The organism is Streptomyces sp. NPDC014995 (assembly GCF_043080745.1).
Classification (GTDB): Bacteria; Actinomycetota; Actinomycetes; order Streptomycetales; family Streptomycetaceae; genus Streptomyces.
Map to the genome: position 1 here is coordinate 159673 of NZ_JBIBVX010000016.1, position 23604 is coordinate 183276.

23 protein-coding genes and 2 pseudogenes are annotated in these 23604 nt (G+C 71.8%); 10 read left to right on the forward strand and 15 right to left on the reverse strand.

Annotation, left to right across the window (positions count from 1 at the left end; genetic code table 11):
- Positions 1 to 115 precede the first annotated feature (115 nt).
- Both ACF1A1_RS29890 and ACF1A1_RS29895 read left to right on the forward strand, forming a co-directional pair.
- Positions 116 to 2629, forward strand: a complete 2514-nt coding sequence (locus tag ACF1A1_RS29890) for a DEAD/DEAH box helicase (protein WP_392004121.1) — start codon at positions 116 to 118, stop codon at positions 2627 to 2629.
- A 31-nt stretch (positions 2630 to 2660) separates the two neighbouring features.
- Positions 2661 to 3530, forward strand: a complete 870-nt coding sequence (locus ACF1A1_RS29895) for an acyl-CoA thioesterase (RefSeq protein ID WP_392004122.1) — start codon at positions 2661 to 2663, stop codon at positions 3528 to 3530.
- A gap of 191 nt (positions 3531 to 3721) precedes the next feature.
- Here ACF1A1_RS29895 and ACF1A1_RS29900 read toward each other — a convergent pair whose 3' ends face one another.
- The 5 genes from ACF1A1_RS29900 to ACF1A1_RS29920 all read right to left on the reverse strand — a co-directional run bounded on the left by ACF1A1_RS29900 (position 3722) and on the right by ACF1A1_RS29920 (position 9264).
- Positions 3722 to 4183 carry a hypothetical protein gene (locus ACF1A1_RS29900; RefSeq protein WP_392004123.1) on the reverse strand — a complete coding sequence of 154 codons (462 nt, stop codon included), beginning with the start codon at positions 4181 to 4183 and terminating at the stop codon, positions 3722 to 3724.
- Between the two features lie 227 nt (positions 4184 to 4410).
- Entirely contained in the window at positions 4411 to 5175 is a 765-nt protein-coding gene (locus ACF1A1_RS29905) for a class I SAM-dependent methyltransferase (RefSeq protein ID WP_392004124.1), read from the reverse strand.
- Positions 5176 to 5267: 92 nt separating this feature from the next.
- Complete coding sequence (locus ACF1A1_RS29910; RefSeq protein ID WP_392004125.1) at positions 5268 to 6476, reverse strand: aminotransferase class V-fold PLP-dependent enzyme; 1209 nt, start codon at positions 6474 to 6476, stop codon at positions 5268 to 5270.
- 5 nt (positions 6477 to 6481) lie between these two features.
- A complete protein-coding gene (locus tag ACF1A1_RS29915) occupies positions 6482 to 7801 on the reverse strand; it encodes a pyridoxal-phosphate dependent enzyme (protein WP_392004126.1) in 1320 nt (439 codons plus the stop codon).
- Positions 7798 to 9264 carry a Y4yA family PLP-dependent enzyme gene (locus ACF1A1_RS29920; RefSeq protein ID WP_392004127.1) on the reverse strand — a complete coding sequence of 489 codons (1467 nt, stop codon included), beginning with the start codon at positions 9262 to 9264 and terminating at the stop codon, positions 7798 to 7800. Before ACF1A1_RS29920 ends, ACF1A1_RS29915 begins: the two co-directional genes overlap by 4 nt.
- A gap of 384 nt (positions 9265 to 9648) precedes the next feature.
- Here ACF1A1_RS29920 and ACF1A1_RS29925 point away from each other — a divergent pair, with 384 nt between their 5' ends.
- From ACF1A1_RS29925 to ACF1A1_RS29935, 3 genes are read left to right on the forward strand one after another with little or no spacing between them, the layout of a single operon-like run.
- Complete coding sequence (locus ACF1A1_RS29925) at positions 9649 to 10590, forward strand: metal ABC transporter solute-binding protein, Zn/Mn family (RefSeq protein ID WP_392004128.1); 942 nt, start codon at positions 9649 to 9651, stop codon at positions 10588 to 10590.
- On the forward strand, positions 10587 to 11447 hold the full coding sequence (locus ACF1A1_RS29930) for a metal ABC transporter ATP-binding protein (RefSeq protein ID WP_392004129.1): 861 nt from the start codon (positions 10587 to 10589) through the stop codon (positions 11445 to 11447). Before ACF1A1_RS29925 ends, ACF1A1_RS29930 begins: the two co-directional genes overlap by 4 nt.
- The gene (locus ACF1A1_RS29935) at positions 11444 to 12397 is read left to right on the forward strand and encodes a metal ABC transporter permease (RefSeq protein ID WP_392004130.1); all 954 of its coding nucleotides are present in this window, start codon (positions 11444 to 11446) and stop codon (positions 12395 to 12397) included. The genes ACF1A1_RS29930 and ACF1A1_RS29935 overlap by 4 nt, the downstream gene beginning before the upstream one ends.
- A 54-nt stretch (positions 12398 to 12451) precedes the next feature.
- Here the strand turns inward: ACF1A1_RS29935 and ACF1A1_RS29940 are convergent, their stop codons facing one another.
- Positions 12452 to 13543 (reverse strand): DUF6397 family protein, encoded by a 1092-nt coding sequence (locus ACF1A1_RS29940; RefSeq protein ID WP_392004131.1) that lies wholly within the window; start codon positions 13541 to 13543, stop codon positions 12452 to 12454.
- 127 nt (positions 13544 to 13670) lie between these two features.
- Positions 13671 to 14084, reverse strand: coding sequence for a roadblock/LC7 domain-containing protein (locus ACF1A1_RS29945; protein WP_392004132.1), 414 nt, complete (start codon positions 14082 to 14084; stop codon positions 13671 to 13673).
- 106 nt (positions 14085 to 14190) lie between these two features.
- On the opposite strand from ACF1A1_RS29945, the gene ACF1A1_RS29950 reads away from it, so the two are divergent.
- Positions 14191 to 14619 carry a PPOX class F420-dependent oxidoreductase gene (locus tag ACF1A1_RS29950; RefSeq protein WP_392004133.1) on the forward strand — a complete coding sequence of 143 codons (429 nt, stop codon included), beginning with the start codon at positions 14191 to 14193 and terminating at the stop codon, positions 14617 to 14619.
- A gap of 18 nt (positions 14620 to 14637) precedes the next feature.
- Here the strand turns inward: ACF1A1_RS29950 and ACF1A1_RS29955 are convergent, their stop codons facing one another.
- The 5 genes from ACF1A1_RS29955 to ACF1A1_RS29975 all read right to left on the reverse strand — a co-directional run bounded on the left by ACF1A1_RS29955 (position 14638) and on the right by ACF1A1_RS29975 (position 19624).
- Positions 14638 to 15243, reverse strand: coding sequence for an ATP/GTP-binding protein (locus ACF1A1_RS29955; RefSeq protein ID WP_392004134.1), 606 nt, complete (start codon positions 15241 to 15243; stop codon positions 14638 to 14640).
- Positions 15244 to 15395: 152 nt separating this feature from the next.
- Positions 15396 to 15806, reverse strand: a complete 411-nt coding sequence (locus ACF1A1_RS29960) for a DUF742 domain-containing protein (RefSeq protein WP_392004135.1) — start codon at positions 15804 to 15806, stop codon at positions 15396 to 15398.
- Between the two features lie 22 nt (positions 15807 to 15828).
- On the reverse strand, positions 15829 to 16266 hold the full coding sequence (locus ACF1A1_RS29965; RefSeq protein ID WP_392004136.1) for a roadblock/LC7 domain-containing protein: 438 nt from the start codon (positions 16264 to 16266) through the stop codon (positions 15829 to 15831).
- Complete coding sequence (locus ACF1A1_RS29970; protein ID WP_392004137.1) at positions 16263 to 18782, reverse strand: nitrate- and nitrite sensing domain-containing protein; 2520 nt, start codon at positions 18780 to 18782, stop codon at positions 16263 to 16265. Before ACF1A1_RS29970 ends, ACF1A1_RS29965 begins: the two co-directional genes overlap by 4 nt.
- 47 nt (positions 18783 to 18829) lie before the next feature.
- Complete coding sequence (locus ACF1A1_RS29975; protein ID WP_392004138.1) at positions 18830 to 19624, reverse strand: MHYT domain-containing protein; 795 nt, start codon at positions 19622 to 19624, stop codon at positions 18830 to 18832.
- A 152-nt stretch (positions 19625 to 19776) separates the two neighbouring features.
- On the opposite strand from ACF1A1_RS29975, the gene ACF1A1_RS29980 reads away from it, so the two are divergent.
- Positions 19777 to 20376, forward strand: coding sequence for a class I SAM-dependent methyltransferase (locus ACF1A1_RS29980; protein WP_392004139.1), 600 nt, complete (start codon positions 19777 to 19779; stop codon positions 20374 to 20376).
- 3 nt (positions 20377 to 20379) lie between these two features.
- On the opposite strand, the pseudogene ACF1A1_RS29985 reads toward ACF1A1_RS29980, so the two are convergent.
- Positions 20380 to 20697 (reverse strand): annotated as a pseudogene (locus ACF1A1_RS29985) (alpha/beta hydrolase); the annotation flags it as partial.
- 3 nt (positions 20698 to 20700) lie between these two features.
- On the opposite strand from ACF1A1_RS29985, the pseudogene ACF1A1_RS29990 reads away from it, so the two are divergent.
- Positions 20701 to 20832, forward strand: a pseudogene (locus ACF1A1_RS29990) (PadR family transcriptional regulator); the annotation flags it as partial.
- A gap of 9 nt (positions 20833 to 20841) precedes the next feature.
- Here the strand turns inward: ACF1A1_RS29990 and ACF1A1_RS29995 are convergent.
- Positions 20842 to 21738, reverse strand: coding sequence for an oxygenase MpaB family protein (locus tag ACF1A1_RS29995; RefSeq protein ID WP_392004140.1), 897 nt, complete (start codon positions 21736 to 21738; stop codon positions 20842 to 20844).
- 99 nt (positions 21739 to 21837) lie between these two features.
- Here ACF1A1_RS29995 and ACF1A1_RS30000 point away from each other — a divergent pair, with 99 nt between their 5' ends.
- Together ACF1A1_RS30000 and ACF1A1_RS30005 are read left to right on the forward strand one after the other, a co-directional pair.
- Positions 21838 to 22173, forward strand: coding sequence for a hypothetical protein (locus ACF1A1_RS30000; protein WP_392004141.1), 336 nt, complete (start codon positions 21838 to 21840; stop codon positions 22171 to 22173).
- A 138-nt stretch (positions 22174 to 22311) separates the two neighbouring features.
- The gene (locus tag ACF1A1_RS30005) at positions 22312 to 23148 is read left to right on the forward strand and encodes a hypothetical protein (RefSeq protein WP_392004142.1); all 837 of its coding nucleotides are present in this window, start codon (positions 22312 to 22314) and stop codon (positions 23146 to 23148) included.
- A 97-nt stretch (positions 23149 to 23245) separates the two neighbouring features.
- Here the strand turns inward: ACF1A1_RS30005 and ACF1A1_RS30010 are convergent, their stop codons facing one another.
- Positions 23246 to 23428 carry a hypothetical protein gene (locus tag ACF1A1_RS30010; protein WP_392004143.1) on the reverse strand — a complete coding sequence of 61 codons (183 nt, stop codon included), beginning with the start codon at positions 23426 to 23428 and terminating at the stop codon, positions 23246 to 23248.
- Between the last annotated feature and the right edge of the window lie 176 nt (positions 23429 to 23604).

Below are 23604 nucleotides of genomic sequence, written 5' to 3' on the forward strand. Positions count from 1 at the left end.
GCTGTCCAGTTGACCGGGTGCGATGACGCTCCGTCGGCGACACAGCGTAGCTGCCGTGATCTTCGGGCCGGCATCCGATTCCCCCCTCGGGCGCCGGGGCAGGCAAGATGGGGTCGTGACCCTCATCGATCAGTTGCCGCCGACCGCAGATCCCGACGCCCTGTACGACGCCTTCGAGTCCTGGGCCCAGGAGCGCGGTCTCACGCTCTACCCCCACCAGGAGGAGGCGCTGATCGAGGCGGTCTCCGGCGCGAACGTGATCGTCTCGACGCCCACCGGCTCGGGCAAGAGCATGATCGCGGCGGGTGCGCACTTCGCGGCCCTCGCCCGGGACGAGGTCACCTTCTACACGGCGCCGATCAAGGCGCTGGTGTCGGAGAAGTTCTTCGAGCTGTGCAAGCTCTTCGGCACGGAGAACGTCGGCATGCTGACCGGCGACGCCTCCGTCAACGCCGACGCCCCGGTCATCTGCTGCACCGCCGAGGTGCTCGCCTCGATCGCGCTGCGCGACGGCAAGCACGCGGACGTCGGCCAGGTCGTCATGGACGAGTTCCACTTCTACGCGGAGGGCGACCGCGGCTGGGCCTGGCAGATCCCGATTCTGGAACTGCCCCAGGCGCAGTTCGTCCTCATGTCGGCGACGCTCGGCGACGTGTCCTTCTTCGAGAAGGACCTCACCCGCCGTACCGGCCGCCCCACCGCGGTGGTCCGCTCGGCGACCCGGCCCGTGCCGCTGTCCTACGAGTACCGGTACTCACCGCTCACGGAGACCCTCACCGACCTGCTGGAGACGAAGCAGGCGCCCGTCTACATCGTGCACTTCACGCAGGCGCAGGCGGTGGAGCGGGCGCAGGCGCTGATGAGCATCAACATGTGCTCGCGTGAGGAGAAGGAGCAGATCGCGGAGCTGATCGGCAACTTCCGCTTCACCACGAAGTTCGGCCGCAACCTCTCGCGGTACGTGCGGCACGGCATCGGTGTGCACCACGCCGGCATGCTGCCCAAGTACCGGCGCCTGGTGGAGAAGCTCGCCCAGGCCGGTCTGCTGAAGGTGATCTGCGGTACGGACACGCTCGGCGTCGGCGTCAACGTGCCCATCCGGACGGTGCTGTTCACGGCGCTGACCAAGTACGACGGCAACCGCGTGCGCACGCTGCGGGCGCGGGAGTTCCACCAGATCGCGGGCCGGGCCGGCCGGGCCGGCTTCGACACGGCGGGGCTCGTGGTCGCGCAGGCGCCCGAGCACGTCATCGAGAACGAGAAGGCGCTCGCCAAGGCCGGCGACGACCCGAAGAAGCGCCGCAAGGTGGTGCGCAAGAAGGCGCCGGAGGGCTTCGTCGGCTGGACGGAGAACACCTTCGAGAAGCTCATCGACTCCGACCCGGAGCCGCTGACGTCCCGCTTCCGCGTCACCCACACGATGCTGCTGTCCGTGATCGCCCGCCCCGGCAACGCCTTCGAGGCGATGCGGCACCTGCTGGAGGACAACCACGAGCCGCGCAAGCAGCAGCTGCGGCACATCAGGCGCGCGATCGCGATCTACCGCTCGCTGCTGGACGGCGGGATCGTGGAGAAGCTCGACGAGCCGGACGCCACGGGCCGCGTCGTCCGCCTCACCGTGGACCTCCAGCAGGACTTCGCGCTCAACCAGCCGCTGTCCACCTTCGCGCTGGCCGCGTTCGAACTGCTCGACCCGGAGTCGCCGTCCTACGCGCTCGACATGGTCTCCGTCGTGGAGTCGACGCTCGACGACCCGCGTCAGATCCTCGCCGCCCAGCAGAACAAGGCGCGCGGCGAGGCGGTCGCCGCGATGAAGGCGGACGGCGTCGAGTACGAGGAGCGCATGGAACGCCTCCAGGACATCACCTACCCGAAGCCGCTGGAGGAGCTGCTCTTCCACGCGTACAACACGTACCGCAAGAGCCACCCGTGGGTCGGCGACCATCCGCTGTCGCCGAAGTCGGTGATCCGCGACATGTACGAGCGGGCCATGTCCTTCACCGAGCTGGTGTCCCACTACGAGCTCGCCCGCACCGAGGGCATCGTGCTGCGCTACCTGGCCAGCGCCTACAAGGCCCTGGACCACACCGTCCCGGACGACCTCAAGTCCGAGGACCTGCAGGACCTGATCGAGTGGCTGGGCGAGATGGTGCGCCAGGTCGACTCCAGTCTGCTGGACGAGTGGGAGCAGCTGGCCAACCCGGAGGAGATGACCGCCGAGGAGGCCCAGGAGAAGGCCGACGAGGTCAAGCCGGTCACCGCCAACGCGCGCGCTTTCCGCGTCCTCGTCCGCAACGCGATGTTCCGGCGCGTCGAGCTCGCCGCCCTCGACCAGGTCGACGAGCTCGGGGAGATGGACGCCGACTCCGGCTGGGACGCGGACGCGTGGGGCGAGGCGATGGACAAGTACTGGGACGAGTACGACGACCTCGGCACCGGCCCGGACGCCCGCGGTCCCAAGCTGCTCGTCATCCAGGAGGAGCCGCAGAACGGGCTGTGGCGCGTCCGCCAGATCTTCGACGACCCCAACGACGATCACGACTGGGGCATCAGCGCCGAGGTCGACCTGACGGCCTCCGACGCGGAGGGCCGCGCGATCGTCCGTGTCACCGACGTAGGCCAGTTGTGAGCGCAGAAGCAGGCACAGGAGAAGCGCACCGATGACGAATCCCGCCGAGAGGCTCGTCGACCTGCTCGACCTGGAGCAGATCGAGGTCAACATCTTCCGCGGCCGGAGCCCGCAGGAGTCCCTGCAGCGGGTCTTCGGCGGGCAGGTGGCGGGCCAGGCGCTGGTCGCGGCCGGCCGGACCACGGAAGGCGACCGGCCGGTGCACTCGCTGCACGCGTACTTCCTGCGCCCGGGCCGGCCGGGTGTGCCGATCGTGTACCAGGTCGAGCGGGTACGGGACGGGCGGTCGTTCACCACGCGCCGGGTCACCGCCGTGCAGCAGGGCCGCACGATCTTCAACCTCACCGCCTCCTTCCACAAGCCCGAGGAAGGTCCCTTCGAGCACCAGCTGCCGCCGGCCCGTGAGGTCCCGGATCCGGAGTCCCTGCCGACGGTCGCGGACGAGGTGCGGAAGCATCTGGGCGGGTTGCCGGAGCAGTTGGAGCGGATGGCGCGCCGTCAGCCCTTCGACATCCGGTACGCGGACGGGCTGCGCTGGAGCCCCGAGGAGGTCAAGGACGCCGAGCCGCGCAGCGCGGTGTGGATGCGCGCGGTCGGTCCGCTCGGCGACGACCCGCTCGTGCACACCTGCGCGCTGACGTACGCCAGCGACATGACCCTCCTGGACGCCGTCCGTCTCCCGGTGGAACCTCTGTGGGGTCCGCGGAACTTCGACATGGCGTCGCTGGACCACGCCATGTGGTTCCACCGGCCGTTCCGCGCGGACGAGTGGCTTCTGTACGACCAGGAGTCACCCATCGCGGTCGGCGGTCGCGGCCTGGCCCGCGGCCGGATCTACGACCGGGAGGGCCAATTGGTGGTGTCGGTGGTACAGGAGGGACTCTTCCGCAAGCTGGGCTGACCCGGTCCGGCACCGGTTTCCGGCCCCGGTTCTCGTGGCCCGCGTCGGCCGCCTCCCGCCGTGCCGCGGGCCGGCGGGGCGCTCCTTGGAGGGCGCCCAGCCGGGTTGGGCACGGGGCCGGCGGCCTGACCGCCGTCCTCCCGTACGGCTGGGCGCGCGCTCACCCGGCGGTGCCGGCCCCGCCGGGATGCTCAGCGCCCCCACTGCTGGGAGCGGTTGGCCGAGCGGCGGCCGCGCAACCGGTGGACCGACCTCAGTGAGACCGCGAGGAGGACACAGCACCCGGCGGCGACCAGCAGCCGGACGACAAGGTCGCCGTCACCGAGCCTCTCCAGGATGCCGGGGCCTTGGGCCGTCGAGCCCGGACTGTTGCCGCCCAGCCAGGCCTCCGCGTCTCCCGCTTTCCCGGTCACGGGTGTGGTCAGGGACTGCTGGACGTTCTGTGACCTGCCCGACCACCGACGCTCGAAGCCATCGCCGTCGACCTTGTCGAAGGAGAGGTCACTGAAGTCGACGCCACCGAAGACGTAGGTACGGGTCTCGATGTAGCCGCCGAGGGAACCTTTTCCTGCTTGAGGAAGTTCAGCAGGTTTCCCTCCGAATGCCCGCCGCCGTTCTCCGATTCCCCACTCGCGAGGGTCTTCACCCGCCACGTACCCGAGGCGTCCCGGTATCGGACGCCGACCACATTGGTCCCATCGCCTTTCTCGGCGTCGATGCGGTAGTCCCGGGCGTCCTCGGCAAGGTCGTTGCCGAACCAGCCGACGCGGACAATCCTGGCGAGCTGCTCCGGTGTCGGATCGGGAGCCTACGCCCCCGAAGGCCACCGGCCAGGGCCTCGCCGCCCAGGAGTTGCGCCACGGCCGAGCCGGTCGGAGGGTCAGCGGATCGCGACGACGACGCAGCTGTCGCCGTACTGCCAGACGGCGCCGGCCCGCCGGAACCCCGCCCGGCGCAGCAGGTGGAGGTGAGCGGACAGGGACAGGCGGGCGGCGCTGTCGGTGCCGCCGGCCGGCTGCCGCCTTCGGCGTTCGGCGAGGAGGTCGGCCAGTTCGGGATCCTCGGCGACCGCCGCCCACCAGGAGTGCCAGTCCTCGTGGGTGAGGGCCCGTTGCCGCTCGGCCCGGCGGCGTCCGACGCACCCGGTGACCTCGGCCAGCACGGCGTCGTCCTGCGGCAGGTGATCACCGTTGACGAGGACACCGCCGGGCCGCAGCAGCGCCGCGAGGTGGTGGTAGGTGCGGCGCAGGGCGTCCACGCTCAGGTAGTGCAGGGCGGTCGTCGAAACGGCCGCGTCCAGGGGACGGTCGAGGTTCAGGGCCTGCGTCCAGCCGTTCTCGCCGATCACCGTGTCGACGTATCGGGCCGCGTCGGCGTGGTGCGTGCGGGCGAGTTCGAGCAGCAGGGGGTCCTGGTCGACGGCCACGATGTCCGCGTCGGGCAGCCGGCGGGCCAGCCGGGCCGCCAGCGAGCCGGGTCCGCAGCCCAGATCGACGAGCAGCGGCCTGCCCGTGCGGTCCGCGGTGATGTGCTCGACGATGTCGGCGATCACCGTGAAGCGGTCCTCGCGGTCGACGGCGTACCGCTGCTGCTGGAGTTCCCAGCGCTCCACCCATTTTTCGGCCGTCTCCAGGCTCAGCCCCATCCGGTCGTGCCACCTTGCCGTTTCGCGCCTGCGTTCCTTCTCGACGGGACTCTACCGGTGGAAACGGTTTCCATTCCGCTTTGCGGGTCGCGTCACCCCGGGGTGGCAAGGACGGACAGGAGCCGGTCGATCTCCTCGGCGGTGTTGTACACGTGCACGCTCACCCGCACCGACTCGCTCTCCTCGCCCGCGCTGCCCTGGCAGTGGTGGTCGGAGCGGACCATGAGGCCGTGGCTGAAGAGGATGAAGCCCAGGTCACCGGAGCTGATCTCACGGTGCCGGAAGGTGACGATGCCCTGGCGCCGCTGGACCGGCGAGTCGGCCGCCAGGCTGGCCCGGCAGCCGAGGATCTCGTAGGCGTCCAGGTGGCGCAGCCCCTCGGTGAGGCGGGCGGTGAGCGCCACCGTCCAGCGTTCGACGCGGTCGGTGCCGGCGGCCTCGAGCCAGTTCAGGGCGGCGGCCAGGGAGGCGATGCCCACGGTGTTGGGAGTGCCCGACCAGCCGCCCGGGGTGAACGCCGGGCCGCGCGCCTGACGGGCCCAGACGGCGCCCGTGCCGGGCAGCGCGAGGGCCTTGTGCCCGGAGAACACGACGAAGTCCACGTCCAGTTCGGTCACGGACACCGGCAGGTGTCCGACGCTCTGCGCGGCGTCCAGGCAGATGACCGCGTCCGGGCCGACCGCCTGCCGGATGCGGTGGATGTTCATGTCGCCGCCGTAGACGTGGTGGACGTGGGTGACGGCGACGAATCTGGTGCGCGGCCCGGCCAGGCGTGCGAGGGCGGTGTGGTCGTAGTCGCCGGACGCCCGCTGGTAGGGCATGGGCAGGACACGGACGTGGACGCCCCGGCGGGCCGTCTCGCGTTGGATCTCCAGCCACGGCTCGATGTTGGCCCGGTGGTCGGCGACCGGTACGACGATCTCGTCGCCGTCGGTGAGCAGTCCCGGGAGCCAGTCGCGGGCGATGGTGCGCAGTCCCTCGGTGGTGCCGCTGGTGAAGTGCACGGCGGAGTGCTCCGGGGCCGGATCGTCCAGGAACCGCCTGACCCGGTCGCGGGTCTGCTCGACCAGGGCGGTGGTGCGGTTGGCCCACGGGTACGTGCCGCGACCGGCGTTGGCGTTGGCCGTGGTGAGGTAGGACTGGACGGCGTCGAGCACGGCCTGTGGCTTCTGGGCGGTGGCCGCGCTGTCCAGATAGGCCAGGTCCGGGTGACCGGTGATGATCGGGAACTGGGCGCGCTGCGCACGCTGCCACTCCCCCAACTCCGCGATGGCGGCGGGCCCCTGGGCGAACGTGGTCATGTCGCTCAGTCCCGGACCAGGGGCGCGCCCGCGTCGCGCCAGGCGATGATGCCGCCGGCCAGGCTGCGGACGTCGGGGTGTCCCATCCGGGTCAGCAGCGCGGCGTAGCGGGCGGACTTCTCGCCGACCGGGCAGGCCAGCAGCACCGGGCGGTTGCGGCTGAAGGGCAGGCCGCCGTGGAGGAGTTCCTCGAACAGTTCGTCGACGATGTTGACCGAGCCGTCGATGTGCAGGGCGGCGAACGCGAACGGGCTGCGCAGGTCGACGACGAGCGGGCTGCCGGTGTCGATCCACGCCCGGGCGCCGGCGACGTCGACGGCCGGGGCCGCGCGTATCTCGGCGTCGGTCAGGTCCAGCGGGGAGTTCGGGCGGCGGGGGAGGCCGAACAGGTCGGGGCGGCGCTGCCGTACGTAGCTCAGATAGCTCTCGACGCGGTCGCAGACGATGAAGACGGCGGTCTGCCGCTCCGACAACTCGGCGTCGACCGTCTGTAGTTGGCGTAGGGCGCCGAAGTAGGCGGCACCTCCCGTGGGTCCGGCCAGGATGCCGCACCGGCGGTTCAGCGTCAGCATTCCCTCGATCGCGTCATCGGCGCGGACGGCGTCGATGGTGTCGTAGGTGCCGGGATCGAACAGGCCGACCTCGTGGGCCTCGTCGATGGTCCTGATTCCCGGGATGAAGTCGGACTTGGCCGCGACAAGTCCGACGACTCGTACGGCGGGGTCGTGTTCGCGCAGGACGCGGGCGGTGCCCGTGGAGGAACCGGCGGTGCCCACGCAGGCGATGAACCAGTCGGGGGCGCGGCCGTCCAGGTCCTTGAGGATCTCCGGTCCGGTGCCGGTGAGGTGGGCCTCGGTGTTGCGCGGGTTGAAGTACTGGTCGGTGTGCAGGTAGGCGCTGCCCGGCTCGGACAGGGCGCGGTGGAAGAGGGTCAGCGGGTCGTCGGTGGCGGTCGGGTCGAGGCACTCGCTCTGGCCCGGCAGCTCCTCGATCTCCGCGCCGAGCAGCAGGAGCAGGTCCTTGATCTCCGGGACCCGCATCCGGTTGGTGACGCTCTTGAAGGTCAGCCCGTGCATGCCCGCGAGGACGGCGAGGGCCTTGGCGGTGTTGCCGCTGGACAGTTCGACGACCTGGCTGCCGCGCGCGGCCGCGTCGGCGAGATGCGGGCGCGCCATGTTCCAGGCGGCCCGGTCCTTGACCGATCCGAAGGGGTTGAGCAGTTCCAGCTTGGCGTACAGATCGATGTGCGCGAGTCCGTGCACGGCCGGGTCGATGCGTACGAGCGGGGTGTTGCCGATGGCCTCGGTGATGCTGTCGTACCTCACTGTGCTCCCCCCATGGAGGTGGTCGGCCAGTACTGGTCGTCCAGGCACCAGCGCCACGCGCCGCCCTCCCGCCAGGCGGCGACCTTGCGCGCGACCGGCTGCCGCTGGGCACGGGTGGCGTGGAAGTCCATGCAGTATCCGGCGGTGTTGACGAAGGCCAGGAGGTCGCCCGGTGCGGGCCGGTGCGGCAGGAAGACCGTCCTGCGTGTGATCAGGTCGGTCTCCAGGCACAGGCTGCCGAAGAGGTGGACGGCGACGGGCCCCTCCTCGGGACGTGAGGTGTTCCGGGGGACGAGGACGGGGTCCATCAGCACCCCGTGCTCCTCCAGGGCCACGTCGTCGGCCGTCGCCGCGAGCCGTACGAGGAGTTCCTCGCCCTGTTCCTGAGTGCGTACCTCCAGCACCTTCGCCAGGGTCAGGCCGCACTGGTCGAGCAGGGCCCGGCCCGGCTCGACGTGCAGGTCGTACAGGTGCTCCAGCAGCAGTGCGGCCAGGGGGCGGCCGCCGAAGGACGCGGCCGGGTGGGCGAGGAGTTCATCGAGGTAGCGTGCTCCGGAGACCGGCCGGTGAGCGGGGTACAGCCCGAGCGTCCCGCGCAGGGTGCCGGACTCGTTGCGCAGCCCGTAGCCGTGTCCGCCCCAGGTCAGGGGTGGGCGGGTGCCCAGGACGGCGGCGGTGAGCTCGGTCGTGTACCGCTCCCACTGTTCGGCGTCGGCCAGGTAGTCGACGCCGAAGCCGCCGCCGATGTCGACGGCCGACGGCCGCAGCCCTCTCCTGCGGCACTCCTCCATCGCCGCCAGACACCCTTCCAGCGCGGTCGCCTTCTCGGTGAGGCTCGTCGTGTCCAGGTGGAAGGCCACGCCGGTCAGGTCGATCACGTCACCGTGCCGCTCGACGGTCTCCAGCAGTGACTCCACCTCCCGTACGGGCGTGCCGAAACGGCTCCGCCGGCTCAGCACCCGTACACCGGACGTCTCGAACCCGGACAACCGCAGCAGGACGCGGACCCGGGGCAGCGTGAACTTACGGACGAGGTCGGCGAGTTGCTCCAGCTCGTGTGCGCCGTCGACACCGACGGTGACCGACGTGCGTGCGGCCAGCCACAGGAACTCCGGGTTCTTCGGCCCGGTGGCCGTGATCCGGTCGGGGGTGAGGCCCGCGCCGAGCGCGTGCCGCAACTCGCCGAGCGAGGCGACGTCCACGCCGGCGTCGGTGGCGGCCAACCGCCGCAGCAGGGCGCGGGACCGGTTGGCCTTGTGGGCGAAGAGCACCTGCCCGGACAGGTGGTGTTTGCCGAACACCGACCGGAACCGCTGGACATTCGCGGCGAGTTGGTCGGGGATGACCACGTTCAGCGGGGACCCGAGGGCGTCGGTGAGGGAGTGCGGCATCCCGGGTGACTCCAGGAGCGAGCGCAACGCCTCCCCCAGTCGCGGTGCGAGATACAAGGGCTGCCCGCCCATACCCGGCCCTCCCCCAGCACGTCGGACCCGGTGTCCCGGGCACGGCCTCCCACTCCCCGCGGCTCGCCGTACAGCACCTTTCCCATCTTCCGGCCGCTTTACCCCCGTACATGACCAAGTAGGAGGTAAGCACTGCGGTCTCGGCAGGGTCCGGACCGGCTCCGGGACGCGGCACGACGCCTCGTAGCCGTGGAGTTGAGCGGCGCCGGTCTGCTGCGGCTGCGCCGACCGGACCTGGCCCGGGGGCTGGACGCATCACGTTCGTAGGGACCACGTCAACACTTGGCAATGGTTTTCATATAGCTGGGGCGGGGGCCTGCTGGTGACATTCGTTTTCACCTAGCGTGTGCTGCGACACCCGTTCCGACCTGTCGTGGAGGACCCATGTCCCCGTATCCGTCCCGGCGTCTGGTGGCCCTGATATCCGGCGCCTCCCTGGCCCTGCTGGCAGGCTGCGGCAGTTCGTCGGACTCCGCGAGCGACGGGAGTGCCTCGGCGTCCCCGGTCTCCGCGGCCGCCGTCCCGGTGGTCGCCTCGACGAACGTGTACGGCGACATCGTCGGGCAGATCGGCGGCCCGAAGGTCGACGTCACCTCCATCATCAGCGACCCCGACCAGGACCCGCACTCCTACGAGGCCAACACCCAGAACCAGTTGGCCCTGTCCAAGGCGAAGGTCGTCATCGAGAACGGCGGCGGCTACGACGACTTCGTCGACAAGATGCTGAAGAGCGGCGGCAACTCGTCCGCCAAGGTGATCAACGCCGTCAGGGTCTCCGGCCGGACCGCCCCCGAGGGCGGCGAGCTCAACGAGCACGTCTGGTACGACTTCCCCACCATGGCCAAGGTCGCCGACCGCATCGCGACCGCCCTGGGCAAGGCCGACCCCGGGGACGCCGCGGCCTTCACGGAGAACGCCGAGACCTTCAAGGCGAAACTGAAGCCGCTCGAGGTGAGGGAAGCGGACATCGACAAGCAGCACGGCGGCGAGGCCATCGGCATCACCGAACCCGTGCCGCTGTACATGACCGAGGCGAGCGGCCTGGTGAACAGGACGCCCGAGGAGTTCAGCGAGGCCGTCGAGGAGGGCGAGGACGTGTCTCCGAAGATCCTCCAGGAGACCCTGGCGCTGTACAGCGGCAAGCAGGTCAAGGCGCTGGTCTACAACGCGCAGACCTCCGGACCCCAGACGCAGAAGGTCGAGAACGCGGCGAAGGCGGCCGGCATCCCCGTCGTCCCCGTCACCGAGACCCTGCCGCAGGGCAAGGACTACCTCGGCTGGATGACCGCCAACGTCGACGCGCTCGCGAGCGCGCTGGGCAAGTGACCCCGGTATCCCGGCAGGGCCGCACCGGCACCCGGTCCAGCCCGGTGATCAGCCTGCGCGGCGCCGCCCTGTCCTACGGCGACCGTACGGTGTGGCGGGGGGTCGATCTCGACGTACGGCCCGGGGAGTTCCTGGCGGTCCTCGGGCCGAACGGCTCGGGCAAGACCAGTTTCGTACGGGCCCTGCTGGGCCGGCAGCCGCTGTCCGCCGGGACCCTGACCGTCCTCGGCCGGCCGCCCCGCGCGGCCGGCCCGGACATCGGCTACGTCCCCCAGCAGGCCGCCCTGTCCGCGCAGGCGATGCTGCGCGCCCGCGACCTGGTGCGCTTCGGGATCGACGGGCACCGCTTCGGCCCGCGGCTGCGCACGGCCGCCGTCCGCCGCCGAGTGGACGAGATCCTCGAGGCGGTCGGAGCCTCGGCCTACGCCGACGTCCCGCTCGCACTGCTGTCCGGCGGCGAACGCCGGCGCGTACGCATCGGACAGGCCCTGGCGACCGACCCCCGCGTCCTTCTGTGCGACGAACCACTGCTCTCCCTCGATCTCCACCACCAGCGGGCCGTCACCGAACTGATCGACGCCCGCCGCCGCTCCCACGACACGGCGGTGGTCTTCGTGACCCACGAGATCAACCCGGTGCTGGACCTGGTGGACCGGGTGCTGTACCTGGCCGGCGGCGGCCACCGGATCGGCACCCCCGAGGAGGTCCTGACCTCCGAGTCGCTGTCCAGGCTGTACGGCACCCGGGTCGACGTCGTCCGGGTGCACGGCCGGGTCGTGGTCGTGGGAGCACCGGACGAACCGATCGCCCCCGCCCCGCCCCACCACGCCCACGAGATCGACGGAGTCCGTTCATGACGCTCGCCGACGCGATCTGGCACCAGCTGTTCGACTTCGACAACTACGGCGAACTCCTGGTCCTGGTCCGCAACTCCCTCATCGCCGGCGCCGCGCTCGGCCTGGTCGGCGGTCTGGCCGGGGTCTTCGTCATCATGCGCGACCTTCCCTTCGCGGTGCACGGCATCAGCGAACTGTCCTTCGCGGGCGCCTCGGCGGCGCTGCTGCTGGGGACGAACATCGTGGTGGGCTCGATCACGGGCTCGATCGTCGCGGCCGCGACGATCGGCGTGCTGGGCACGCGTGCCCGCGACCGCAACTCGGCGATCGGCATCCTCATGCCGTTCGGCCTGGGCCTCGGCGTGCTCTTCCTCGCTCTCTACAAGGGCCGGGCGGCCAACAAGTTCGGTCTCCTGACGGGTCAGATCGTCGCGGTGGACACTCCGCAGACGACATGGCTGCTCGGCACGTCCGCCGTGGTGCTGGTCGCCCTGGCGGTGATGTGGCGGCCGCTGGTCTTCGCCAGCACGGATCCGGACGTCGCCGAGGCGCGCGGTGTGCCGGTCCGGACCCTGTCCGTCGCGTTCATGATCGTGCTGGGCCTCGCCGTCGCCCTGTCGGTCCAGGTCGTCGGCGCGCTGCTGGTCCTCTCCCTGGTCGTCACCCCGGCCGCGGCCGCCGCCCGGGTCACCGCGTCGCCGGTGCTCCTGCCGGTGCTCAGCGTGGTCTTCGCGGTGGTCTCGATCGAAGGTGGCATCCTGCTGGCCCTCGGGAGCAGCATCCCCATCAGCCCCTACGTCACGACGATCTCGTTCGCCCTCTACCTCGCCGGCCGATGCGTGGGCACGTACCGCACCCGCCGAGGGGGAGACCGTCGCCGGGCCCCGGACGTCCCACGCGAGGCGATCTCGCCGGGCCTGTTGGAGGGCGACGGCAAGGACACGGCACCGGGTCTGTCACGGACGCCCTGACGGGAACCCTCGCGCTCTGACCGGACCCTCGGCGCGACGGTGCATCGATCTGCGTCACCCGTCTCTGCGGCGCAGCCGGCCCAACAGACCACTCCTGACTCGCTCGGGCCGGTCGGAGAGGCGGGCGGAGAGGCGGTAGGAGAGCCGGTCGCCCGGCGGTTCCTTCGCCGCTGGGCGCGGCGGTGCCGGGGCCGGCTTCGGCTCAGGCCTCTGCCTCTGGTTCGGTTTCTGGTTCGGCTTCTGCTTCTGGCTCCGATTCAGGTCGTGGCTCTGGTTCTGGCTCCGATTCTGGTTGTGGCTCTGCTTCTGGTCCGGCCTCTGCTTCGGGTTCTGGTCCGGCCTCTGCTTCTGACGGCGGTTCAACGAGGGGCGTGGCGCGGGCTGGTGGGCGCGGGCCTCGTCCACGGCTTGGGCCAGGTCGGAGCGCAACCAGTCGACCTCGTCGGAGTCGTCCGCCGTCATGATCTTCTCGGCGAGCCGGGCTGCCGGTGAGCCGGGCACTCCGTGGGCCGGCGGTCCCGGGCGGAAGCGGTTCAGATAGGAGCGCTCATACGGGTCCTTGACGATCTCCGCGACCTGGACGGGTTCCAGGAAGCCGGCCAGGGCTCCCGCGCGCTGCCAGGGGCCGTCGGCCTGCCGCAGCAGGAAACCGAGGTGGCGGCCCCGCCAGTTGCGGGGGCGCAGGTCCAGACCCGCGGCCAACAGCTTGCGCATCCCTTCGGGGGTCCGGCCCGTCAGCAGGGGCGCGTTGTCCTTGGCGGCGGCGAACTGCCGTAGCTCGTCGGCGAGGTACAGCCAGACGACGGCCCGGTAGCGATTGAGGTAGAACGTCACGGGCACCACCAGTCCCAGCCGCGCGAGGCGCGTGAACCGGGTGGTCGGTACCTCCATGACGGCCGCGCCCGCACTGGTGCCGGCGGTCTCGACGCTCTTGCACAGCTCCTCGGGGAAGCCAGGCGCCGAGCGCAGCCGGTCCAGCTCGGCGCGGGCCACCAGACGTCCTCCGCCTCCTTCGTCGAGCACGGTCCTGATCCGCCCGAGGTTCACGGCGAGGTCGAACTCGCTTCGCTTCAGACCCAGTTCCCTCGCCGCGCGGCTGAAGGTGCGGAAGAGGGCGTGCGGTTGCGTGGTGGTGTTGCCTGCCATGGTCGGTCTCCCCCGTGGAGTCGAGTGGCCCCGCGCTGTCCGCGGTGGCCTCGGGAAAAACCGTAGCCGGATCCGCGCAACTCGTGGCGAGCCTGTGGAAAACTCCACGGGGAAGGAAAAGGGCAGGTCAGAGGTGTGTGGGTGGGGTCTTCTCGGGATGGCGGGCGTCCACCGCGAGGTGCTCGCCGACCCGGTTGACGAGCAGCGCCATCTCGTAGGCGATCTGGCCCATGTCGGCCTCCGCGGCACTGAGCACGCACAGACAGCTGCCGGTGCCGGCCGCGGTGACGAACAGCACGGCATCGTCGAACTCGACCATGGTCTGGCGCACTTGGCCGGCGCCGAAGTGGCGTCCGGAACCCTTGGCCAGGCTGTGCAGTCCGGAGGAGACGGCGGCGAGGTGTTCCGCGTCCTCCCGGCGCAGTCCTGTGCTCGCGCCCGCCACCAGCCCGTCGTTGGACAGGACCAGTGCGTGCCGAACGTGGTCGACCCGCTCGGTCAGGTCGTCCAGCAGCCACCCCAGCCCCTGCTTCTGCGTCATGCTCCGTCTCCCCGTGTGACGTTCCCCGTGTGATGTCCCCGCCTGGCGGGAGGGTCTGCCCGTCAGCCTTCCCCACCGTCGGCCGCCGGGCAAGGAGGATGGGGGCATGGCACAGAAGATGACCGACAAGGAATGGCGGGCGTTCGTCTCGCACGGCACCCGCACCGGAAAGCTGTCGACGGTGCGTGCGGACGGACGTCCGCACGTGGCACCGGTCTGGTTCCTGCTCGATGGGGACGACGTGGTCTTCAACACGGGCAAGGACACCGTGAAGGGGCGCAATCTGGCCCGGGACGGCCGGGTCGCCCTCTGCGTGGACGACGACCGGCCGCCGTTCGACTACGTGGTGGTGCAGGGCGTCGCCGCTGTCTCGGAGGACCTCGACGAGGTACGGCACTGGGCAACCCGGATAGCGGCCAGGTACATGGGCGAGGAACGAGCCGAGGAGTTCGGCGCCCGCAACGGCGTTCCGGGCGAACTGCTCGTCCGCGTCACGATCGAGAAGGTGCTCGCGGAGAAGGCCGTCGCGGACTGACGGAAGGACGGCGACCCCTCAGCCCACGGAGTCGAGCAGCCGGGCGGTGTGCACCCGCCCGGCGTACTCGACGAGCCGGATCAGCACCTCCTTCCCCGAGTCACGGTCGCGGGCGTCGCACAGGACGACGGGTGTGCCCGAGTCGAGGTCGAGGGCGCGCGAGACCTCGGGGGCTCCGTAACTGCGCGCTCCGGTGAAGCAGTTGACGGCCACCACGAACGGGATGTGCCGGTGCTCGAAGTAGTCGACCGCGGGGAAGCAGTCCTCCAGACGGCGGGTGTCGGCGAGGACGACGGCGCCCAGGGCTCCCTGGGACAGTTCGTCCCACAGGAACCAGAAGCGGTCCTGGCCGGGGGTGCCGAACAGGTACAGGGAGAGGCCGGACCGGATGGTGATCCGGCCGAAGTCCATGGCGACGGTCGTCGTGACCTTCTGGTCCACGCCGTCGGTGTCGTCCACCAACTGGCCGGCCTCGCTGAGCAGTTCCTCGGTGCGCAGCGGCTTGATCTCGCTGACCGCGCCCACCAGCGTCGTCTTCCCCACGCCGAAACCGCCGGCGACCAGAATCTTCAACGCCAGGGGGGCCGTGTCGCCGACCGTGGCGTCGGAGTGCTCGGAGACCATGGATCACTTCTCTCGGGAGTGCGGGCAGCGGTCGGCGGGGAGACGAGGTGCGCGTGCTTCGGCAAGTCGGCTGCGCGGAGCGTCGGCAGAGGGATGCGACGTCGGCAGGTCGGGAGCGGGTCCGTACGCTCCCGGAGGGTCCGGACCTTCGTCTACAGCGCCCGCAACCCTTCGATGACCTCACGCAGAATCCGTTCGTCGGGCAGTTGGGCGGGTGGGACCGGGCGGCTGACGGTGACGCAGCCGAGTTCCAGAAGGTCGCCGAGGAGCACCCGGACCACACCCACGGGAAGGTCGGAGCCCGCCGCGAGTTCCGCGACGGACTGGGTTTCCGTGCGGCACAGGGCGATGAGGGCGCGGTGTTCCGGCCCGAGCCCCGCACCGTCGGCGCCGGGCCCGCCCGGGTCCAGGGTGACCAGGGCGATCACGTCGAAGCGCACGCCGGTGGGCCCGGGTCTCGTGCGTCCGCCCGTCATGGCGTACGGACGCACGAGGGGGCCGGCCTCGTTGTCGTACCACTGGCTGCCCTGCTCGTGCGGGGCGCCGGTCGTGTCCTCGGTCATCGGTGCGGGTCACCCTCTCGCCTCAGCCGGCGGCGGGCGGCCGAGCCGAGAGGCGCGCCGGCGTGTAGAGGTGTTCTCCGACACGCTTGACGAGCCGTGCCATCTCGTAGGCGACCAGGCCGATGTCGGCGGTGACGGCGGTGAGCACGGCGAGGCAGGAGCCGTCGCCCGCGGCGGCCACGAACAGGAAGCCGTCGTCCATCTCCACCATGGTCTGGCGTACGCCGCCGGCACCGAAGTGCCGGCCCGCGCCCTTGGCGAGGCTGTGGAAGCCGGAGGCGACGGCGGCGAGGTGTTCGGCGTCCTCGCGGCTGAGGTCGGTGGACGCGCCGACGGCGAGGCCGTCGTTGGACAGCACCACGGCGTGCCGCACCTCGCTCACGCGCATCACCAAGTCGTCCAGCAGCCAGTCGAGTTCGCCGGACCGCTGGGCCGACCTCGTGCTCGGGTCCTGGATCATGCGGGGTCTCCTTCGCTGCTGTCGCTGCCCGGTGCGGGTTCCGGGGTGGCCCCTCGGCCGGGATGCCTGCCGCCGCCGCGCGCCCAGCCGTCCCGGTACGCGGCCATCCGGTCCCGTACGAGTTCGGGGGTGCGTCCGTCGTCGCTTCGCGGGCCGGGCGCCCGGGCGGGGTCCTCGGTCGGCTGCCGACGCAACTGGGGGGCGAGGCTCGCCTGCCGCACCCGGCGCGGCAGGTCGTCCGATCCGTCGGAGTCGTCCGGTGGGCGGTGCAGGCGCAAGGCGGTGACTCCGGGGGGTGGGGTGTCGGCTGACGTCGGCCCGGCGGCGGCCCCGACGGGGGCGACCAGTGCCGGCCGGTCGGCGGTCGCGGGGACGGCCTCCTGGTGCGGGTGGGCGGCGGGCACGCGCGCGTACTCCCGTTCGGCGGGCTGTCGGGCTTCCGCCACCTCTGGGGCGGAACGTTCCGGTGTGCCGCTGTGCAGCAGGGCGGTGGGCAGCAGGACGACCGCCGTGGTGCCGCCGTAGGGCGAGGTGGTCAGGTGGACCTTGACGCCGTGGCGTGCGGCGAGCCTGCTGACCACGAACAGACCCAGCCGGTCGCTGTCGAACAGGTCGAGGGCCTCGGACTGCGCGATGCGCCGGTTGGCCTCGGCGAGGGTCTCCTTGCCCATGCCGAGACCGCGGTCCTCGACCTCGACGGCGTAGCCGTTGCCGACGGGCTCACCGGTGATGCGCACGCGTGTGTGCGGGGGCGAGAACTGGGCGGCGTTCTCGACGAGTTCGGCGAGGAGGTGGGTGAGGTCGGCGACGGCGGAGCCGATGACGGACGCCTCCGGGAGCTGCCTGACCTCCACGCGCGCGTAGTCCTCGACTTCGGAGACGGCCGCGCGGACCACGTTGGTCAGGGAGACCGGCATGCGCCAGGCCCGGCCGGGGGCGGCGCCGGAAAGGATGATCAGGCTCTCCGCGTGGCGCCGCATGCGGGTGGTGAGGTGGTCGAGCCGGAAGAGGTCGCTCAGCTCGTTCGGGTCGTCCGAGCGGCGCTCCATGCTGTCCAGGAGGCTGAGCTGACGGTGGACGAGGACCTGGCTGCGGCGGGCGAGGTTGACGAACACCCCGGAGATGCCGCTGGCGAGTTCGGCGCGCTCCACGGCGGCGCGCAGGGCGGCGCGGTGCACGGTGCCCAGGGCCTCGGCGACCTGGCCGGTCTCGTCCTCGGCGGCCGGCCCGGGCGGAGCCTCGGCCCGGACGTCGATCTCCTCGCCGGCCCGCAGCTTCCGCATGGCCTCGGGCAGCTTGCGGCGGGCGATGTCCAGGGCGCGGTTGCGCAGGCTGACCAACTCCACGACGAGCCCGCGGCCGATGCGCACGGAGATGACGAGTGACGCCGCGACGGCGGCGAGACCCAGCAGGACCGCCGCGCCGGCCGGGGTGAGCAGTCCGCGGGTGAACGGGTCGGCGCGGTCCGCGACTCCGCGCGCCGCGTCCGCCTCGATGGTCCGCATGCCGTTCTGCACGCGCGCGTGGGCCGTGCCCCAGGTCGCCTCCGGCGCGGCGGCGACGGCCTTCGCTCCGGGACCGCGGGCGAGCACCTTCTTCTCGACCGCTTCCAGGGCGGCGTAGTCGCTGCCGGCGGCCAGGCCCCGCCAGGCGGCGCGTTCGGGGCCGCGCAGGTCCGCCACGGCCGACTCGGTGAGGGCGAGGCGGGTGGCGACGGCGCCGGTGAACAGCCGTTGGCGCTCCCCGTCGAGGCGCCCGGCCAGCCGCGCGCTGTCGAGCACGACGTCCTCCTGGGCCAGTGCCTCGCCCGCGCGGGAGAACTCGAGCAGCACGCGCGCGTCGGAGCCGAGTTCGGCGTCCTGGATTCCGGAGAGGGCCCCGCCGACGGAGAACGCGGCCGAGATCGTCCTCGTGTACCGTCCGTACGTCTCCTGCCAGCCCGCGCTGCCGTCGAGCACCGCGGTCCGCAGCGGGCGGAGTTCCTCGGCCCCGGAGACGAACGCCTCGAGGCGCTGGGCGACTCCGGTGGGCAGTTCCTGGCCGTCGGCGACGGTGTTGTCGTCGCCGAGCCGCAGTTCGGCCACCGCGCGGTCGGTGCCTTCGGCGAGTTTCTCCAGGTCGTCGCCCTGTCCGGCGGTGGGCTCGGTGGCGTGGCGCACGGCGGCGGCCCGCTCGGTCTGGAGCGCGGCCACGGCGGCCGCGACGGGTGTGCGCACCTCGGAGTCCACACGCTGCAACTGGCGCAGCCGGGAGATGTCCTGGGCGGTGCTGACGGTGGCGTACGCCCACAGGGCCAGCAGGGAGACGACCGGCACCATCAGCAGGCAGACGATCTTGGCGCGCACGGTGCGGGGCCGGATCCGCCGGCGTCCCGCGCGCGCGGGTGGCGCATCCGCCGGTGTGCCCGGCTGCTCGTCCGGTCCCTCGTCGGCGGGCGGTCCTGCGTGGGCGCGGCGCCCGCGCACGAGAGGCGGCGTCTCGGGACCGTTCGTGGGGGTCCTCCGGGATGTACGCATGGCCTCCTCGCTCGGAAGGGGTTCGGTGGGCGTGCCGTCGGATCGCGTCATGCGGTGCGGGCCTGGCCACGGCCGGCGGCGCTCTCCACCGGCTGCTGCGCGGAGGCGGACGCCTCGCGCTCGCCCGTGCCGGGCGACAGCGCGACGAAGGCCGAGGTCAGGAAGAGATAGGAGCCGAGGCCGACGGCGAGGGGGAAGATGAACTGCATCGCCGTGGCCCCGGGCAGAACTGTTCCGGAAGGCGTGACGCGCACGTCCACCGCGAACATCGCGGTGTAGTGCATGCTGCTCACCGCCGCGCCCATGACGAGCGAGGCGAGGGTGACCGCGACCGGCGACCTGATGTTGAGCGCCGCCCAGAGAGCCGCGGTCGCCGCGACGACGGCGATCAGGACGGAGAGTCCGACCAGCATCGGGTCGTAGGTCACGTCGCCGTGCAGCCGGACCGCGGCCATGCCCAGGTAGTGCATGCTCGCCACGCCCAGTCCGGTGGTGAGGCCGCCGATCAGCAACGCGCGCGTGCGGTCGCGGCTGTAGCCGACGGCGAAGACGCCGGCGCAGACGACGAGCATGGCGACGAGGAGGCTGAGCACGGTCAGGGGGACGTCGTAGCGGATGTCGGTGCCGCTGACGCCGAAACCGAGCATGGCCACGAAGTGCATGGTCCAGATGCCGGTACCGATCGCGGAGGCCGCCGTGACGAGCCAGTTGCGGCGCGAGCGCCCGGAGGCGGCGAGCGCCCGGACGGTGCAGCGCAGCCCGAGGGCGGCGCCGATGCAGGCCATCACGTACGACAGCACGGGGGTCAGCCAGCCGAAGGTGGCGTGGTCCAGGTGTCCCATGGCTCCGGGACGCTAGTGGGGGCACGGGAGCACACAGGGGGCGCATTTCGAAAGGTGCCGGAATCTGACGTGGAAATGCGCCGGACCGATCGCCTCACGCTCGAACATGTGCACAGCGACGTCCTCCGTGCCGGTGAGGGATCATGCGGCACATGAGCGACGACCACACACACGTCCAGGAGTTCTTCACCGCGCGCGCGGCGGACTGGGACAGCCGGTTCCCCGACGACGGTCCCGCCTACGCGGCCGCGGCCGCCGCCCTCGGTCTGCGCGAGGGCGACCGCGTGCTGGACGCGGGCTGCGGCACCGGACGGGCCCTGACGCCCCTGCGGGCGGCCGTGGGGCCGTCGGGAGTGGTCGTCGGGGCCGATCTGACACCGGCCATGCTGGCGGCGGCCGTACGCGCGGGGCGGCACCGCGACGGGCGGTTGGTGCTCGCCGACGTGGCCGCGCTGCCCCTGCGCTCCGGGTCACTCGACGCCGTGTTCGGGGCGGGGCTCGTCTCCCACCTGCCCCGCCCGGCGGAGAACCTGCGGGAGCTGGCCCGCGTCGTGCGCCCGGGCGGCACGCTGGCGCTCTTCCACCCGATCGGCAGAGCGGCGCTCGCCGCACGCCACGGACGGCAGATCACCCCGGACGACCTGCGCGCCGAGCCGAACCTCCGGCCGCTGCTGGCCGGTTCCGGCTGGCGCCTGACCTCGTACGTCGACGAGAACGCCCGCTTCCTGGCCCTGGCCGCCCGCGAGGACTGAGGCTCACGGCGCTCCGGCGACCGCCGTCACGAAGGCGTCGGGGTTGTCGAACATGACGTTGTGACCGGCGGCGGGCACCGTCACCACGCGCACGCCCGCCGTCTCCAGGGCGTCGGCTCCCGCGAGTTCACCGCTGAGCTCACCCTGGAGGTAGACACGCTCGACCATGTCGAGTCCCGCCAGGATGTCGCGCATGACCGGGTCGGACCCGCGCCGCAGTCCGACGGCACTGCGGTGCAGGGCTCACGGGTCGGCCAGCCGCATGGTCGCCGCCCACCACAGCGGACCCACCGTGTCCAGCACGCGCGCGTGGCCGCCGTCGAAGACGGTGACCGGCCGCTGAGCGCCGAGGAGCTGGACGATCCGTTCCGGCGTGGCGTGCTCACCATCGCTCGGGCGACGTCCCGGGCCGAGGTCGCCTGGCTGCGCGACACACTGGACTCGCTGGGCGGCTGAACGCCGAGCTCACCGGGTGGCCGGCCCGTCGACGTGCCGAACGGGGCAGCCCCGGACGCCGGGCACCGGGCGGGTGCCCAGGTCCTCCAGCCGGTAGCCGGTCGGGTAGCCCTTGATCTCCCGGTTCTGCCGTGCGAAGTGCGGCGCGCGGCGCGGTGGCAGCAGCCGGACGGCGCGGCCACGCGCGCGTACCGCTGTGCGGACCAGCGCGCGGGTGACAGGGTCCGGCGCCGTGTAACGGAAGGCCGTCAGGAGGGGCTCGTCGAGCAGGGCGAGGGTGGCGGTGCGCAGCAAGGGGGCGAGCGGCCGCGGGTACCAGGACGCCATCAGGGCGAGCGTGGCGTCCGAGACCCGCCGCCCGCCCTCGTCCCAGGCGAAGTGGGCCTCCTCGTAGGCGTCGAGGCAGGCTTCGAAGTCCTCGTAGGACTCGGGGACGCCCTTGATGCCCATGCGCTGTCCGAGGGTGCGGTAGTGGACGGTGGAGGCGACGATCTCGTGGCGGGACAGCCTGCGCCATCCGTAGGAGTCGATCCAGCGCTTGGGCATCACGACGAACGTGCAGAGCACGTACCTCATGTCGTCGTCGCCGATGTCGTAACTGCGGTGCATCTGGTTGATGCGGCGGACGGCCGTACGGCCCTGCTCGGTGTCGAAGCCGTGCTCGACGACGGCGTCCAGGAGCAGCGAGGTGTCGTCGTAGCGTTTCTGCGTGCGGTCCGTGAGCTCCGCCGTGCGTGCCAGCAGTCCGCCGATGCTCGGCACCGCGTAGGTGCGGTACAGGGCCAGTTCCAGGGCTCGGGCGAAGTCCCAGGGGAACTCGTACGCCACGGTGAGCCGGTAGATCTCGGAGGCGTCCTCGTACGGGTCCATCCGCCGGATCTGTTCGAGCCGCTCGAAGCGCTTCACCGCGCCGTCCCCCTTCTGCCGCCGTAACCCCAACTCTACGTTGAGTAGCAGAAGATGAACGCTCGGCACGGGGGAATCACACAGGGGAAGGTGGTGGGCATGTTCGACGGGGTCCGCAGGGTCTGGGGAAGAATGCTCGACGCCACGCGCGCGCGTCCGGGCGGGGAGCGGTCCGCCGACGGGAGCGCGGGCGGGACGGAGCACACGGGCGGGAAGCGCACGCACAACCTGTTCGAGGCGGCCGCCGCCTACGTCTCGGCCTGCGCGGAGGACGACCAGGACACGATGGAGGAGGCGGCGGGCTGGGTGTCGCCGGAGGCACTGTCCTTCGGGGTCAACGAACTGGCCTGCCGTGCGGTCATCGCGCTGGCGCGAGAGCGCGACGAGTCGCCGCGAACGGTGGCCCGGGCGCTCATGGGGCTGCCCACCGCGTGAGCCGAAGCCGGCGCGCTGGGGGGATTCGCCCCCGTCCGGCCGGAAACCTGCAGCTCCGGGTGTGTCGGGGAGTCGTGACAAGCGCCTTCCCGCCGCACTAGGGTGCGCGCCGTTGGACGAACCGATGGGGAGGCTGGGATGGCCGGGACGGACGAGGACGCCGTCGCCGCCGCGGACGATGCGCTCTATGTGCTCACGGCGGTGCTGCTGACGCCGGCGAAGTTCCCGAGTGTGCTCGGCGACGACTACCCGGAGGCCTGCGCGGCGCTCGGCCTCGCGCCGCTCGCCGACGGTTACGGCCTGGTGCTGGGCCAGGACGGTGAGGGCGCGCGGTGGACGGTCGTCATCGACGACGTGTCACTGGTGGCCGTCGCCATCGCGTCGTGGGACTGCGGCATGGAGTACGACCTCTCGCCCGACGAGCGCACGGTGGTCGCCGCACTGCCCGGCTGGCCCCTGGAGGTGGCCGTCGCGGCTCCGGGTGTGCCCGCTCCGCACGACCCCGCCCCCGAGATCGCGGACGGCCCCGCGCTGTGCCCGCCGGACACGAGTACCTGGGGCCCCGCCCAGCGGCGGCTGGGAGCCGACGAGATCGCCCTCCAGTGGGCCCTGTGGCGCGAACAGATCGACGACGCCGAGTTCGCGCCCGCACAGGACGGGGCTCGGGCCGATGCCGCGGTGGAGGCCGGGAAGCAGGCGCCGACGGGACACGGCGGCATCCGGCGCGTCCTCGCGGAGGCACGCGCCTACGTGGACTCCCCGCCTCCCCTGGGCCGTGTGCGCTCGTCGTTCGCGCCCGGCGACGCGCGCACGCTGCGCGCCGACGGCCCCGGCTGGTCGCTGGTGGCCAGGACCGACGACATCGCCTTCGTGCTGCTCGACGACGAGCCCGGCGAGGTGCTGCCGGTCGGCCGGGGGCCCGAACTGCCGGGGCTCCTGGAGGCACTCGACAAGATGGCGGTCCGGCCGAGCTGAGACCCTCCGCGCGGGCAGCGGCCGGCCTCCCCGGGGGGCGAGGTGGTCGGCCGGGTCCGGGCCGGACGACGGGGGCCGCACCGCGACCCCCGCCCTTTCAGCGACCGAGTTCCTTGCGGGTGACGCGGCGCAGCCTGCGCCGCTGCGCGGGATCCAGCGTGAGGTACGCCGCCGCCGGAACCCCCAGCATGATCAGCAGAGCCGCCCACCAGGGCAGCCAGATCAGCAGAAGGAGCCCGACGGCCACACCTCCTGCGGCGATCTTCGCGTTCTTCGACATGTGCGTCGCCTCCTCCGCGGCCACTGCCGCTCTCTGCTCTGAGAACGGGACAGCGCGGCGCGCGGTTCCGTCCGCGACTCTGAGAGGTCCCTGACGTACACCCCTTAGATGCCCCGGAGAAGCCACCGCTCCCCCTTCGGACGGCCCGCTGAAATCGGGTGCGCGTTCGGCTCGAC

What these genes read in the sequence shown, in the direction of transcription:
- ACF1A1_RS29975 (WP_392004138.1), bottom strand. Translation starts at nt 19,624, where the DNA reads ATGGGACACCTGGACCACGCCACCTTCGGCTGGCTGACCCCCGTGCTG.
- ACF1A1_RS30000 (WP_392004141.1), top strand. Translation starts at nt 21,838, where the DNA reads ATGTTCGACGGGGTCCGCAGGGTCTGGGGAAGAATGCTCGACGCCACG.
- ACF1A1_RS29960 (WP_392004135.1), bottom strand. Translation starts at nt 15,806, where the DNA reads ATGACCGAGGACACGACCGGCGCCCCGCACGAGCAGGGCAGCCAGTGG.
- ACF1A1_RS30010 (WP_392004143.1), bottom strand. Translation starts at nt 23,428, where the DNA reads ATGTCGAAGAACGCGAAGATCGCCGCAGGAGGTGTGGCCGTCGGGCTC.
- ACF1A1_RS29940 (WP_392004131.1), bottom strand. Translation starts at nt 13,543, where the DNA reads ATGGCAGGCAACACCACCACGCAACCGCACGCCCTCTTCCGCACCTTC.
- ACF1A1_RS29955 (WP_392004134.1), bottom strand. Translation starts at nt 15,243, where the DNA reads ATGGTCTCCGAGCACTCCGACGCCACGGTCGGCGACACGGCCCCCCTG.
- ACF1A1_RS29980 (WP_392004139.1), top strand. Translation starts at nt 19,777, where the DNA reads ATGAGCGACGACCACACACACGTCCAGGAGTTCTTCACCGCGCGCGCG.
- ACF1A1_RS29945 (WP_392004132.1), bottom strand. Translation starts at nt 14,084, where the DNA reads ATGACGCAGAAGCAGGGGCTGGGGTGGCTGCTGGACGACCTGACCGAG.
- ACF1A1_RS29925 (WP_392004128.1), top strand. Translation starts at nt 9,649, where the DNA reads ATGTCCCCGTATCCGTCCCGGCGTCTGGTGGCCCTGATATCCGGCGCC.
- ACF1A1_RS29935 (WP_392004130.1), top strand. Translation starts at nt 11,444, where the DNA reads ATGACGCTCGCCGACGCGATCTGGCACCAGCTGTTCGACTTCGACAAC.
- ACF1A1_RS29920 (WP_392004127.1), bottom strand. Translation starts at nt 9,264, where the DNA reads ATGGGCGGGCAGCCCTTGTATCTCGCACCGCGACTGGGGGAGGCGTTG.
- ACF1A1_RS29965 (WP_392004136.1), bottom strand. Translation starts at nt 16,266, where the DNA reads ATGATCCAGGACCCGAGCACGAGGTCGGCCCAGCGGTCCGGCGAACTC.
- ACF1A1_RS30005 (WP_392004142.1), top strand. Translation starts at nt 22,312, where the DNA reads ATGGCCGGGACGGACGAGGACGCCGTCGCCGCCGCGGACGATGCGCTC.
- ACF1A1_RS29970 (WP_392004137.1), bottom strand. Translation starts at nt 18,782, where the DNA reads ATGCGTACATCCCGGAGGACCCCCACGAACGGTCCCGAGACGCCGCCT.
- ACF1A1_RS29910 (WP_392004125.1), bottom strand. Translation starts at nt 6,476, where the DNA reads ATGACCACGTTCGCCCAGGGGCCCGCCGCCATCGCGGAGTTGGGGGAG.
- ACF1A1_RS29950 (WP_392004133.1), top strand. Translation starts at nt 14,191, where the DNA reads ATGGCACAGAAGATGACCGACAAGGAATGGCGGGCGTTCGTCTCGCAC.
- ACF1A1_RS29905 (WP_392004124.1), bottom strand. Translation starts at nt 5,175, where the DNA reads ATGGGGCTGAGCCTGGAGACGGCCGAAAAATGGGTGGAGCGCTGGGAA.
- ACF1A1_RS29895 (WP_392004122.1), top strand. Translation starts at nt 2,661, where the DNA reads ATGACGAATCCCGCCGAGAGGCTCGTCGACCTGCTCGACCTGGAGCAG.